Source organism: Methylosinus sp. (assembly GCF_036560965.1).
Lineage (GTDB): Bacteria > Pseudomonadota > Alphaproteobacteria > Rhizobiales > Beijerinckiaceae > Methylosinus.
This window is the reverse complement of sequence record NZ_DATBQF010000008.1, coordinates 76,878-89,985: the sequence shown is the minus strand read 5'-3', so window position 1 is coordinate 89,985 and position 13,108 is coordinate 76,878. Positions and strand designations below refer to the sequence as shown.

Sequence of the window (13,108 nt, the reverse complement as noted above, 5' to 3'; positions counted from 1 at the left end):
TCATCCGATGATTCCGCCTTTCGGTAAAACCATGGGGATTGCGCGTACGGGAGTTTGCACACGATTTTTTTACACAACCCCGCCTTGCGGCGCGCCGCTCACCGCTGGGCGGGCGTGTCGACGCCGAGCCACAGGCCTCTCACCTGCTCGAAATGCGCCGACGGATCATAAGCGACGACGTCGAGGCTCAAGCTCTCGGCCGAGAGGCGGCCGATCGAGCCGAGCGCCGCATAAGAAGCGACGACGCGGTCGCGCTGCGCGATGATCAGCGCGACGCGGGCGTTGAGCAGCGCATATTGCGCATTCAGCACATCGAGCGTCGTGCGCTGGCCGACCTGCGCCTCCTCGCGTACGCCGCGCAGCGCGATTTCCGCCGCTTTGACAGCGGCTTGGCCGGAGACGAGCGAGGCGCGCGCCGTGTCGAGCTGGGCGTAGCTCGACACCACGCTGGCGCGCACGCTGTCGCGCTGCAGATCGGCGTTGAAACGCGCCTGGCCCAATTGCTCCTTGGCCTGTCGGATGGAGGCGTATTCGGCGCCGCCTTGATAGAGCGGCACATCGAGGCGTCCGCTCGCGCCGGCCGAAAACTGCCGCGTCGCGGGCGAGCCGAGAAACGAATCATATTGCTGCGAGAGCTGCGCGGCGACCGACACGGTCGGCAGAAGCGCGCCTTCCGCCACTTTCACCGCGAGCGCGGCGACATCGACCTGATGCTGAGCGGCGACGACGCCGGGATGCTCGACAATGGCGACGGCGATCGCTTGATCGAGCGACCTCGGCAGCAGCGTCTCGACCGATTGCGCCGGCTTCAGATTCTTCGCCTCGGCGCCGATGATCTGCCGATAATTGGCGACGCTGGTCCTCAGCTGGCCCTGAGCGCCATAGAGCTCGGTGTGCGCCTGGGCGAGAGTCGATTCGGCCTGGGCGACATCGGTGCGCGTCACCTCGCCGACGGCGAAACGGTCGCGCGTGCGCTCGAGCTGCTGCTCGAGCACGGCGACATTGTTCCTGCGCAGATCGAGCACCGCCGTGTCGCGCAGCACATTCATATAGGCGGTCGCGCCATTCTGCAGCGTCGCCTGCTCGGTGAGCCGCATCCCCTCGCGCGCGGCGTGGACGCCCGCCTCGGCCTGCCGCACCGAATTGCCGGTGCGGCCGCCGTCATAGAGCGTTTGCGAGAGGCTCAGCGTCGCGCCGCGCGGATGGCCGACATATTCGTCGTACATATAGGTGCGCTGCCCGGTCAGCTGACTGCGGCCGGCCGGGATCTTGATGTTGGAGTTCTGCGGGCCGGCGCTCGCCGAAATGCTCGCCTTGGGACGCATTCCGGCGGCGGCCTTGGGCGCATCCTCGTCCTTGGCGCGCACATTGGCGCGCTGCTGATTAATGTCGGGATTGCCGTGATAGGCGCGCGCCAGCGCCTCTTTCAGAGTCTCCGCCCCGGCCGCCGGCGGATAGGCGAGACCCATGGCCAAAAGCCATAGCCCGAGCCAGGACGACGGACGCAATTCGACGATACGCATTCCACAAAGACCCGCTCTGGAACACAGCGCGCCCGACGCTCGACAGGAACGCGGGGCGAGCCGTTCGGCCTACTCACGGAACACGACGCTCGAAACCGGGCGAATCCAAGACTTTGGGTCGAAGGCTTCAGAACACGAAGCCCGGCGCTTTTTCAAAGCCCTTCACGACAGGAGCGGAGGCGTCGAACAGCGCCCGCGCGCCGGCCGGCGCTCCGCCGGAGCGATCGAAACGGGTGACCGCCCAGCCGGCGTCCGGCTCCGACTTGGCGATGGCGAGCAGCCGGCCATCGGGGGTGAGCTGCTCGAAGAGACGGTCGAGGCCAGCCTCGACAGCGCCCTGGATGATGATGACGTCGAACGGCGCCGCGCCGGGAACGCCGGCCGCCAGCGGCCCCGTCTCGATGCGGACATTCTTCGCCCCGATGAATTGGAGATAAGAGCGGGCCGTCGCCGCGAGACGCGCATCGTCCTCGAGCGCGACGATCTCCTGCGCCAGCGGCGAGAGCAGCGCCGAGGAGTAGAAAGTGCCGCCGGCGATGTCGAGCACGCGATCAGTCTCACGTATGCCGGCCTCCTGCAGCAGGCGGGCGAGAACCAGCGGCGGCAGCAGCGAACGCGCCGGGCGGCCGCGCTCGTCATCGAGCGTCAAGGCGAGATCGGAATAGGCGAGCGGGGCGATGTCCTGCGGCAGGAAAATCTCGCGCGGCACGGTGAGGAAGCGCCGCAGCAGCGGCAGGTCCGTCACATCGAAAGTGCGCAACTGCCGCTCGACCATCGTCTGGCGCAGCACGGCGGTCGCCGAACCGGGTTGCGAACTCGTCTCTGCTTTGAGCTGGGCAGCTTCGGCCATCGACCTTCCGGCGTCGCGCCGGCCTCTCGTGGGGGGTCTCGACGACGGCCGCCGGTCCGCCGCGGGCGCCCCGCCTCTTGAAAGACGCCAAAATTCCAAAGAAGGCGTTCGGACGGGCCGGCTCCTCTCGCCGAACGCTTTCGTTTCGCCGGGCTGCAGGAGCTCGGCCGTGCGCTTTATAGGTTCGCGCCGCGCCCATGTCCATGGCGGGCGCGCGTCCTCCCTTCAATTCCTCAATTCCCTCCGGCCCTCAACTCCGCTCGAGCTCGGAAATCAGCGCCCCCGTGGGATCGTCCTCGCCGAGCGCGCGCATCTGGGCGAGCGTGCGATTGTCGAGCACATTGGCGATGGCGTCGCGCGCCTCGAGCATCAGCAGCCGCACGGTGCAGCGGGCCTCGTCCTCGCAATCGTCGCAGCGGCGATAGACGGTGCGGCTCGCGCATTGAATCGGCGCCAGCGGCCCGTCGAGCGTTCTTATGACGGCGCCGACGCGAATATCCTGCGGCGAGCGGGCGAGCGTATAGCCGCCGCCCTTGCCCTTCTTGGAGTGGACGAAGCCGGCGTTGCGCAGCTCGCCGAGGATCGCGTCGAGAAATTTCTTAGGAATCTGATTCGTCGTGGCGATATCGGTGACGAGCGCTGTCCGCCCCGGCTCGAAGCGCGCCAGATAGACCATCGCCTTCAATCCGTATTTCGCTTTTTTCGTCAACATGGAGCGGCGTCTCCTCGAATCCGCCTCGCCGGCGCTGTGGTGAATTCTTCTCCAGCGACCGGGTTCTACAGCAAAATGGCGCCATTTCGCGCCGATTGTCCACTCGGCCGACGTCGTCCGTCCGCGCCGAGTCGAAAGGTGAGTTTCTTCTCCAGCCTATAAAACCCATCGAAAAAACAGAGGCGAGGGCGCAACGCCATCCGCGCCCCACGCAGCGGTCGTGTTTCAACGGATTCGACACTGTGCGCTCACGGTCGCGGCGATCCGGCTCGGGCGGCGCTTCTTACCTTGACATGTTATAGTATTTTTGTGGACTATAGAAAAATCATTCTCGAACGCCACGGACGAGCCAATGGACGCCATCGATCGGCATATTCTTTCGATTCTCCAGGAGGACGCCTCCCTCTCGATCGCCGACATAGCGGCGCAGGTCGGGCTGTCGCAGACGCCCTGCTGGAAACGCATTCAGCGGCTCGAGGCGAGCGGCGTGCTGCAGGGGCGGGTCGCCCTGCTCTCCCCCGAGAAGCTCGGCCTGGGCTTGAGCGTCTATGTCTCCATTGTCGCCGGCGAGCACTCCGACGCCTGGCTCGACCGTTTCACCCGCGCCGTCGCCGCCATGCCGGAGGTGGTGGAGTTCTATCGCATGGCGGGCGACGTCGATTACATGCTGCGGGTGGTCGTGTCCGACATGGTCGCCTTCGACGATTTCTACAAGCGGCTGATCGCGGTCGCGCCTTTGCGCAATGTCGTGTCGCGCTTCGCCATGGAGCGGATCAAGGCGACCACGGCGCTGCCGCTGGAAACCGCGCCGCAGATCGCCTTTCCCCGTGCGCGCCGGGTGGCCGAAGAAGCCGTGGCAGGCTAAAGTCAGAGCAAGCGCGTAAGCGACAAACACTATTCGAGGAGCAACCCATGTCAGAGGCAGTAGCAGCGCCGATTTTCGTCCGATCGGAAAAGCCGGGACGCGGCCGCATCTATGATTCGATCACCCAGACCATCGCCGACACGCCCATCGTGCGTTTCGACCGTCTCGCCAAGGAGAAGGGCGTCAAAGGCAATCTGCTGGGCAAGCTCGAATTCTTCAATCCGCTGGCCAGCGTCAAGGATCGCATCGGCGTCAATCTCATCGATTCGCTCGAGAAGAGCGGCCGCATCGCGCCGGGCCGCAATCTGCTCATCGAGCCGACCTCCGGCAACACGGGCATTGCGCTCGCCTTCGTCGCCGCCGCGCGCGGCTATCGCCTCGTGCTGGTGATGCCCGAATCCATGTCGATCGAGCGGCGGCGCATTCTCGCCGTGCTCGGCGCCGAGCTGGTGCTGACGCCGGCCGCGCAGGGCATGAAGGGCGCCGTGGCCAAGGCCGTCGAGCTCGCGGCCGAAAATCCCGACGCGGTCATTCCGCAGCAGTTCGAAAATCCGGCCAATCCGGAGATTCATCGGCTGACCACGGCCGAGGAGATCTGGAACGACACCAATGGCGAGGTCGATTATTTCGTCTCCGGCGTCGGCACAGGCGGCACCATCACCGGCGTCGGCCAGGCGCTGAAGCCGCGCCGCCCCGGCCTCAAGGTCGTCGCCGTCGAGCCCGAGGATTCCGCGGTGCTCTCCGGCCGTCCGCCGGGACCGCACAAGATTCAAGGCATCGGCCCGGGCTTCGTGCCGCCGATCCTCGACCGCACGATCATCGACGAGATCATCACCATCGGCAATCAGACGGCCTTCGACACCGCGCGCCAGCTCGCCAAATTCGAGGGCATTCCGGTCGGCATCTCGTCGGGCGCCGCCGTCGCTGCCGCGCTGGAGATCGCCGCGCGTCCCGAGGCCGCCGGCAAGAATATCGTGCTGATCATTCCCGATTTCGCCGAGCGCTATCTCTCGACCGCGCTGTTCGAAGGCGTCTGATCCCGGCGCGCGCGATTCGGACATCGCTCCGGGTCGCGCGCCGCTTCGAGGTCGAGGAGCTTCGAACATGCCGAACGCCGCTCGCCGTCGCGCAATCACATGCTTCGCCGCCTTATGCGCGATCCCGGTCGTTCTTCACGCCGCGCTCGACGAGCCGAAAGGCGCGGCGCCCGGCGTGGTCGAGGACACGACCCTCCTGCGTTATGAAAAAGTCGAATTCTTAAATATCCAGCAGTTGCACCCCGACACAACGGGAATTCCTCCGACGATCGACACGTCGCGGACGATGGTCGACTTCTATTTTTCGCGCGACGAGCTGTCGCGGATCGAGAAGTTTTCGATCGACCACAAGCTCCACCGGACCGATGTTTCGATCGACGACATCGTCGTCGCCTCCGACCTGTTCAGCCCGTTCGCGGGCTTGAGCAATATCGTCGAGCAGCGCCACGCATACGTGGCCGTCGCCACCGGCTCTTTCGACCCGCAAAGGCTGATCGAAGGAAAGGCGGAGCTACGAATTCGCGTGCGAAAGCCGTAAACTGCGCCCTTCACCTCACATGCGGCGGAGCGGCCTTGCCGCGGCGCTCCAAATGGCGACGGCCGAAGCGGCCGCTCCAATAGCCGACGAAGACGATAAAGAAATAGATCAGCAGCATCCAGGGCCAGCGCTCGCTGGCGCTCTGCGCCTTGTCGGAGAATTTGATCCACCCTTCGAAGAGATATTCGACGCCGAAGCCGAAGATGAAGGTGAGAATCAGCACGCTCTTCCACCAGGACAGGCGAAAAAAGCCGACAGTGAGCGCGACCATCAAAGCGACTATGCCGACGCCATTGACGAACTGCTGCAAGAGGCTTTCGGAAAACAGTGTGATCAGACGAACGACAAAGACCATGCGGCGCCTCTCTGCGATCGACGAAAGAAGCGCATTCTACACATTCGGCAGGTGCTGCGCGAGCGCCTCCAGCACCGCCATGCGCACGGCGACGCCCATTTCCACCTGATCTCGAATGAGCGAGCGGCTTCCATCGGCCACGCTCGAGTCGATCTCGACGCCGCGATTCATCGGGCCCGGATGCATGACCAGCGCATCGGGCGCAGCAAAGGCGAGCTTTTCCTCGTCGAGACCGAAGAAATGGAAATATTCCCGGGAGCTGGGCACGAAGGCGCCGTTCATGCGCTCGCGCTGAAGCCGCAGCATCATCACTATGTCCGCGCCGGCGAGCCCCGAGCGCATGTCGTGGAACACTTCGACGCCGAGCCGCGCGAGCGAATCGGGCGCGAGCGTCGAGGGGCCGACCGCGCGCAGCCGCGCGCCCAGCGCGCTCAGAAGAATAATGTTGGACCGCGCGACGCGCGAATGCAGCACATCGCCGCAAATCGCCACGGTGAGCCCCTCGATCCGGCCCTTGTGGCGGCGGATCGTCAGCGCGTCGAGCAGCGCCTGCGTCGGATGCTCATGGGCCCCGTCGCCGGCGTTGACGACGGCGCAATCGACCTTACGGGCCAGCAGATGAACGGCCCCGGCGCGGGCGTGGCGCACGACGAGGATATCCGGGCGCATCGCATTCAGCGTCATCGCCGTGTCGAGCAGCGTCTCGCCCTTCTTCTCCGAGGAATTGGCGACCGACATGTTCATCACATCGGCGCCGAGCCTTTTGCCGGCGATCTCGAAAGAGGCCTGGGTGCGGGTCGAGGATTCGTAGAAGAGATTGACCTGGGTGCGGCCGCGCAGAGTGGCGCGCTTCTTCTCCACCTGGCGGGAGACCTCGATCGCCTCCTCGGCCATGTCGAGCAGAGTGACAATGTCGATGCGCGACAGCCCCTCTATGCCGAGCAGATGGCGATGCGGAAAGACGGGATGCGATTTTGGCGGCATGGCCGCCGTCTATAACAGTTTCTCGCGCGCTGGCCAGTGGGCGAGGCCCGCCGTCATGGTTGAGAAATCCTCGAGACGAATGCTCGAAAGCGACGGCGGAACCAAAGGGGATGAAAAAGAGTTCTCGAATCTGCCCGACATAGAGAACGCCCTTTCCCGCTATTCTTCGCGAAACAGGAGATCGCCATGCACCTCCGGCTCGGCTCGCCGCTCCTCGCGGCGGCCCTCTCCCTCAGCGCCGCCTCGGCCATGGCGGCTTCCACCGTCGCCACGGATTTCTCCAATATGCGGTCCGGCCCCGGCGCGCGCTGGCCGGTCATCGCCCAGATCCCCGCCGGCGCCAAAATCCAGCTCGACAATTGCGGGCCGGGCTGGAAACACGATTGGTGCCAGATCCACTATAAGGGCAAACGCGGCTTCGTCGCCGCAAACACGCTGGAGCCGACGATGAAGAATGTCATCGTCGCGCCGCTGGTGACGCGCGCCGCCACCGCCGTGCGATCCGGCCCCGGCGAGAGCTGGAAGGTCGTCGCCAAAATCCCGCCCGGCCGCAAGGTCGTGTCCTCCGATTGCCAAAAGGGCTGGATGACCAGCTGGTGCAAGGTCACCTTCGAGGGCAAGTCCGGCTATGTGGACCGCAATTATCTGAAGCGGAAGGGCGCCGTCTTCGCTCGATAGCCGAAATCATTCGTGGATAGCGAAGAGCCCGAGACCGCGGGAAGCGGCTCGGGCTCTTTTTTCATATAGGCGCATTTGACATATACTCATCGAGAGCATATGTCTCGGGTCGACGGTTCGACGAGGGTTGCCGAAACGTCACATCGCTTCTAAGCTGAAAACCGTTCTCTGTCGGGGGCTCCCGGTGGAGTTGTTGATTGGCCCTCTTATGCTCGAATTGAGCATAAGTGAGTTCGGAGCAAGCCAAATGGCCATCCCGTTCCAGACCGCCGACAAAGAGCGAGCGCCCGCTCCGGCTTTGGGCGCGCTCGACGGCGCCGCGCAGCTCTTTCCGGTGCTGCCCATGCCCAATCTCGCCTGGAACAAGGAGGTCGAGACCGCGACCGCCCATCTCTATGAGCGCGTGGCGAAGGTCATGCCGGCGATCGAATGGGCGTTCCATGCGCCTTATGTGAAGGCGATCAACGAGCTGAAGCGGGAACGCAACGCCGTCATCCTCGCCCATAATTACCAGACGCCGGAAATCTATCATTGCGTCGCCGATTTCGTCGGCGACAGCCTGCAGCTCGCCAAGCTCGCCGCCTCCTCCGACGCCGAGATCATCGTGCAGGGCGGCGTGCATTTCATGGCCGAGACCTCCAAGATTCTGAGCCCCGAGAAGGTCGTGCTGACGCCCGATCTCGAGGCCGGCTGCTCGCTCGCCGCCTCCATCACCGCGGCCGACGTTCGCGCGCTGCGCGCCGAATATCCGGGCGTGCCGATCGTCGCCTATGTCAACACCTCGGCGGAGGTGAAGGCGGAGGTCGATATTTGCTGCACTTCCTCCAATGCGCTGAAAGTGGTGGAGAGCCTTTGCTCCGACCGCGTCATCATGCTGCCGGATCGCTATCTCGCCGAGAATGTCGCGGCGCAGACCAAAGTGAAGATCATCGCCTGGCGCGGCGCCTGCGAGGTGCATGAGCGCTTCACCGCGGAAGAGCTCGAGACCTATCGCGCCGATCATCCGGGCGTGAAGATCATCGCCCATCCCGAATGTCCGCGCGAAGTGGTGGAAATGTCCGATTTCGCCGGCTCGACGGCGGCGATGATCGACTATGTGCGCACGAAGAAGCCGGCGCGCGTGCTGCTGGTGACCGAATGCTCCATGGCCGACAATGTCGCCGCGGAGACGACGGGCACCGAGTTCATCCGCCCCTGCAATTTCTGCCCGCATATGAAGCGCATCACTCTGCCCAAGATCCTCGACGCGCTGGTGCATATCCGCGAGGAGGTGACGGTCGACCCGCTGATCGCCGCGCGAGCGCGCATCGCCGTGCAGCGGATGATCGATCTGGGGTGAACGCCTCACCTTCTCCCGCCTGCGGGAGAAGGAATTTTCCAAGGAGCGCGGCCATGACGGCTCGATACGAGGCTCTGATCGCGACGATCGACGCCGCCAATGCCGACGATCCGCGCAAGGTGACGATCGACGGCGCCGAGCGCGCTTTCGAGATCGTCTATGCCGAACATATGACGGCGCGGCTTTCCGCCCTCTATCCAGACGCCTCCGAGTTGCTGAAGATCGCGACGCGCGCGCAGCATTTGCGCCGCTGGGATATTCCGCGCGAGACTTTCCCGCTCGGCCGCCACGGCTACAATGACTGGCGCAAGGAATGCCGCATCCATCACGCCCGCCTCGTCGGCGAGCTGATGCGCGCGCAAGGCTACGACGAAGCGGCGATCGCGCACGTCGGCGCGATCATCCGCAAGGAAAAGCTGAAGAAGGACCGCGACTCCCAGGCGCTGGAGAATGTCGCGGCGATCGTCTTCCTCGAGCATTATTTCGACGACTTCCACGAGAAATACAAAGACTACGACGACGACAAGATCGTCGACATCCTCGGCAAGACGTTCTGCAAAATGTCGCCCAAGGGCCATGGCGCGGCGCTCGCCCTGCCCTTGCCGGAACGCACGCTTGCGCTAGTGGCGGCGGCGATCGCCAAGGAGAGCGAGGCGCTCGCCAAGCTCGCCGCCGTCGCGGTCGATCAATGACCGGCGCGCCCCCTCCCCGACCCTCCCCCGCTACGCGGGAGAGGGAGCAGAATTCGCGCGTCATCGACATTTCGCGAAGGACCCGCCGCCCCCTCTCCTATCCGAAGTCGGCTGTCGCCGACTTCGGTCTTCTCTGCGCAAACCGGGAACACCCGGTTTGCGACGCGGGGGAGAGTGAGGGAAGGCGCGCAGCGCTCGCTCGGGAGCTTTCACGGTGACACAGGCTCCGATCCTCATCGTCGGCGGCGGCCTCGCCGGCCTGTTCTGCGCATTGAAGCTCGCGCCGCGGCGCGTCGCCGTGCTGACGCCGGGCTCCATCGACGAAGGCGCCGCCTCCTTCTGGGCGCAGGGCGGCGTCGCCGCGGCCGTGCTCGACACGGATTCGCCGGAGCGCCACGCCGAGGACACGCTGAAAGCCGGCGCCGGCATCGTCGATGCGGAGATCGCGCTCGGCATGGCGCGCGAAGCCCGCGCGCGCATAGACGATCTGCTCTCCTATGGCGTGCCCTTCGATCACGCGAATGGGAAGCTGACGCCCTCGCGCGAGGCCGCCCATTCCGAGCGGCGCATCGTGCGCGTGAAGGGCGACACGGCCGGCCGCGCGATCATGGAGACGCTCGTCGCCGCCGTCCGCGCGACGCCGTCGATCACGCTCTTCGAAGGCTTTTCCGCGCAGGAATTGCTGACCCGCGACGGCCGCGTCATCGGCCTTCGCGCAAAGGGACGCGACGGCCTTCTGCGCGATTTTTTCTCGCCCGCCACAGTGCTGGCGACGGGCGGGATCGGCCATCTCTATCGCGTCACCACCAATCCGAAGGAGGCGCGCGGAATCGGCCTCGCAATGGCGGCGCGCGCCGGCGCCGTCATCGCCGACGCGGAATTCGTGCAATTCCACCCGACGGCGATCGACATAGGCGTCGATCCGGCGCCGCTGGCGACCGAATCGCTGCGCGGCGAAGGCGCGATCATCGTCGATCGTTCCGGCCATCGTTTCATGGCGGAAATCGACCCGGCCGCCGAGCTCGCGCCGCGCGATATCGTCGCACGCGGCGTCTTCGCCTCCATCGCGGCGGGAGGCGGCGCTTTTCTCGATTCGCGCGCGGCGGTCGGCGCCGAGTTTCCGACGCGCTTTCCGACCGTCTATGCGAGCTGCATGGCCGGCGGCGTCGATCCCGTCGCCGAGCCGATTCCGATCGCGCCCGCCGCGCATTATCACATGGGCGGCGTCGCTGCCGATATGCGCGGACGGACGTCGCTCGCGGGTCTCTGGGCCGCGGGGGAAGTCGCCTCGACCGGCGTGCATGGCGCCAATCGCCTCGCCTCGAACTCGCTGCTCGAGGCGGTGGTGTTCGCGGCGCGCATCGCGAGCGACATAGGCGCGCAGAGCCTCGAGACAGCGCCCGCCCCCGCCCCGACGCTCGATCAAGCGGGCGCGCCCGACCAGGGCCTCGTCGACGAATTGCGCGATGTGATGGCGCGCGATGTCGGCGTCATCCGTGATGCGATCGGGCTCACGCGCGCGGCGCGGGCGATCCTGCGCATAGAGGCGGCGACGACCCATGCGCAATTGCGCAATATGGCGCTGACCGCGCTGCTGGTGACGAGCGCGGCGCTGGCGCGGCGCGAGAGCCGCGGCGCGCATTTCCGCTCCGATTTTCCGCAGGTGGAGGACGCTCTCGCGCATCGCTCCTATATGACCGAGGCGCAAGCGCGCGCCATCGCCGAGGAGGCGCTGACATGACCGCCCCCTGGACGCTTCCCGCCCCGCTCGTCGAGGATATCGTGCGCGCTGCGCTCGCCGAGGATTTCGGCCGCGCCGGCGACATCACCACGCAGGCGACGATCCCCGAGACCGCCCGCGCCCGCGCCGTCATCGCCGCGCGCGAAGAGGGAATCGTCGCGGGCCTCGGCGTGGCGGCCTGCGCCTTTCGCCTCGTCGATCCCGCCGTCGTCTTCACGCCCGCGATTCTGGATGGCGCGCGCATCGGCAAGGGCGATGTCCTCGCCCATATCGAAGGCCCGGCGCGCGCGATTCTCTCGGCCGAGCGCGTCGCTCTGAATTTTCTCGGCCGGCTCTGTGGCGTCGCCTCGCTCACCGCGCGCTATGCGGAAAAAATCGCGCATACCGAGGCCAAGGTCTGCGACACGCGCAAGACGACGCCGCTGCTGCGCGCATTCGAGAAATATGCGGTGCGCTGCGGCGGCGGCGCCAATCACCGATTCGGCCTCGACGATGCGCTGCTGATCAAGGACAATCACATCGCCGTCGCCGGCGGCGTCACGCCGGCGCTGCGCGCCGCCAAAGCCTTCGCCAGCCATATGACCAAGATCGAGATCGAGGTCGATACGCTGGAGCAGCTCGAGGAGGCGCTCGCGGAAGGCGCGGATATCGTGCTGCTCGACAATATGACGCCCGACCTGCTGCGCGCCGCGGTCGCGCTGATCGGCGGAAAAATGCTCGCCGAAGCATCCGGCGGCGTCACGCTGGAGACGATCGCCGCAGTCGCGGAGACGGGCGTCGACCTCATCTCGGTCGGCGCGCTCACGCATTCCGCGCGCACGCTCGATCTCGGGCTCGACATAGAGATCGGCTGACCTTCGCGTCTTCGTCGTGAAACGAACCACGAAGACACGAAGGGATCACGCCTCGCGTCTCAGCCGGCCGAGCGCGGCGCTGCGGTTGACCATCACCTCCTCGAAGCGCGGCGACAGCAGAAAGGCGAGCTCCTGCTCGCGCGTCACCGTCACCGGGTCCTGCGCGCGCAAATCCTCGTCGACGCGGCCGGGATGGCACATTACGAGATGGCGCTCCCCCGGCGCGCGCAGATAGGATTCGAATTGCGCCGCGTAGTCGCTCGCCGGATCGAAGGCGGAGAAACCGGCGAAGCCCTCGTTCAAGAGGAAGCCCCGCGCCGTCGCCTCGTTGCGATAGCCGCGGCCGATGGCGCGGACGGCCAAGGCCTTGCGGACGTCCGAGCCGCGAATGATGATGCGATGCATTCTGTCGCCGGCGTCGCGCAGCCACAGCTTCTCGCCCTGCAGCCCGCGCTTCTCCAGCGCGTCGAAGAGAGCGGTGCGCACGCCGGGCAGCGCATGGACATGCTGATGCCCGTCGAGATGATCCGGCGCGCGGCCCATCACCGCATAGAAACGGTCGATCTGACGATCGACCTCGGCGCGAATCTCGTCCATCGGCAGCTTGCCGCGCATGGCGGCGCGAATCACCTGGCGCAGCGCCGGAAACACGCCGCCCGGCGCGAATTTCGGCATGTTGGTGAGCGGCCGCCCGAGCGTCAGATTGAAATGGACGCCGATATCGGCGTCGTGGCCGCGGCGCGCCAGCTCCCTGCCCATCGCCGGCCAGCGCTCCGCATTGGTCAGCGCCGAGACCGCCGAGAGGCGCCCGGCGTCCAGCGCCTCGAGAATGCCGAGACTGACGCCCATAGAGAGCCCATAATCGTCCGCGCAGAGCGCGATCGAACGTTGCGCCGCCATTTCTTCCTACCTCCCCGCCGCGCTGGCGCGCTTGCGCATT

14 protein-coding genes are annotated in these 13,108 nt (G+C 65.9%); 8 read left to right on the top strand and 6 right to left on the bottom strand.

Features of this window, described 5'->3' with window-relative positions; translation table 11 throughout:
- Positions 1-98: 98 nt before the first annotated feature.
- The 3 genes from VIF40_RS01870 to VIF40_RS01860 all read right to left on the bottom strand — a co-directional run bounded on the left by VIF40_RS01870 (position 99) and on the right by VIF40_RS01860 (position 3,085).
- On the bottom strand, positions 99-1,523 hold the full coding sequence (locus tag VIF40_RS01870; protein WP_331935822.1) for a TolC family outer membrane protein: 1,425 nt from the start codon (positions 1,521-1,523) through the stop codon (positions 99-101).
- A 127-nt stretch (positions 1,524-1,650) separates the two neighbouring features.
- On the bottom strand, positions 1,651-2,373 hold the full coding sequence (locus VIF40_RS01865; RefSeq protein WP_331935821.1) for a protein-L-isoaspartate O-methyltransferase: 723 nt from the start codon (positions 2,371-2,373) through the stop codon (positions 1,651-1,653).
- A 250-nt stretch (positions 2,374-2,623) separates the two neighbouring features.
- On the bottom strand, positions 2,624-3,085 hold the full coding sequence (locus tag VIF40_RS01860; protein WP_331935820.1) for an Rrf2 family transcriptional regulator: 462 nt from the start codon (positions 3,083-3,085) through the stop codon (positions 2,624-2,626).
- Between the two features lie 352 nt (positions 3,086-3,437).
- Here VIF40_RS01860 and VIF40_RS01855 point away from each other — a divergent pair, with 352 nt between their 5' ends.
- The 3 genes from VIF40_RS01855 to VIF40_RS01845 all read left to right on the top strand — a co-directional run bounded on the left by VIF40_RS01855 (position 3,438) and on the right by VIF40_RS01845 (position 5,525).
- Complete coding sequence (locus VIF40_RS01855; protein ID WP_331935819.1) at positions 3,438-3,950, top strand: Lrp/AsnC family transcriptional regulator; 513 nt, start codon at positions 3,438-3,440, stop codon at positions 3,948-3,950.
- 47 nt (positions 3,951-3,997) lie between these two features.
- Positions 3,998-4,987, top strand: coding sequence for a cysteine synthase A (cysK, locus tag VIF40_RS01850; protein ID WP_331935818.1), 990 nt, complete (start codon positions 3,998-4,000; stop codon positions 4,985-4,987).
- Between the two features lie 67 nt (positions 4,988-5,054).
- Positions 5,055-5,525: a hypothetical protein gene (locus VIF40_RS01845; protein WP_331935817.1), complete on the top strand. Its 471-nt coding sequence runs from the start codon at positions 5,055-5,057 to the stop codon at positions 5,523-5,525.
- 10 nt (positions 5,526-5,535) lie between these two features.
- Here the strand turns inward: VIF40_RS01845 and VIF40_RS01840 are convergent, their stop codons facing one another.
- Both VIF40_RS01840 and VIF40_RS01835 read right to left on the bottom strand, forming a co-directional pair.
- Positions 5,536-5,880 (bottom strand): hypothetical protein, encoded by a 345-nt coding sequence (locus VIF40_RS01840; protein ID WP_331935816.1) that lies wholly within the window; start codon positions 5,878-5,880, stop codon positions 5,536-5,538.
- 36 nt (positions 5,881-5,916) lie between these two features.
- Complete coding sequence (locus VIF40_RS01835) at positions 5,917-6,864, bottom strand: aspartate carbamoyltransferase catalytic subunit (RefSeq protein ID WP_331935815.1); 948 nt, start codon at positions 6,862-6,864, stop codon at positions 5,917-5,919.
- A 186-nt stretch (positions 6,865-7,050) separates the two neighbouring features.
- On the opposite strand from VIF40_RS01835, the gene VIF40_RS01830 reads away from it, so the two are divergent.
- From VIF40_RS01830 to nadC, 5 genes are all read left to right on the top strand, one after another.
- Positions 7,051-7,542, top strand: a complete 492-nt coding sequence (locus VIF40_RS01830) for an SH3 domain-containing protein (RefSeq protein WP_331935814.1) — start codon at positions 7,051-7,053, stop codon at positions 7,540-7,542.
- A gap of 247 nt (positions 7,543-7,789) precedes the next feature.
- A complete protein-coding gene (nadA, locus tag VIF40_RS01825; RefSeq protein ID WP_331935813.1) occupies positions 7,790-8,881 on the top strand; it encodes a quinolinate synthase NadA in 1,092 nt (363 codons plus the stop codon).
- A 53-nt stretch (positions 8,882-8,934) separates the two neighbouring features.
- Positions 8,935-9,573 (top strand): DUF4202 domain-containing protein, encoded by a 639-nt coding sequence (locus VIF40_RS01820; protein ID WP_331935812.1) that lies wholly within the window; start codon positions 8,935-8,937, stop codon positions 9,571-9,573.
- 214 nt (positions 9,574-9,787) lie between these two features.
- Entirely contained in the window at positions 9,788-11,314 is a 1,527-nt protein-coding gene (locus tag VIF40_RS01815; protein WP_331935811.1) for an L-aspartate oxidase, read from the top strand.
- A complete protein-coding gene (gene nadC / locus VIF40_RS01810) occupies positions 11,311-12,168 on the top strand; it encodes a carboxylating nicotinate-nucleotide diphosphorylase (protein WP_331935810.1) in 858 nt (285 codons plus the stop codon). The genes VIF40_RS01815 and nadC overlap by 4 nt, the downstream gene beginning before the upstream one ends.
- 45 nt (positions 12,169-12,213) lie before the next feature.
- Here the strand turns inward: nadC and VIF40_RS01805 are convergent, their stop codons facing one another.
- Entirely contained in the window at positions 12,214-13,068 is an 855-nt protein-coding gene (locus VIF40_RS01805) for a ChbG/HpnK family deacetylase (RefSeq protein WP_331935809.1), read from the bottom strand.
- Between the last annotated feature and the right edge of the window lie 40 nt (positions 13,069-13,108).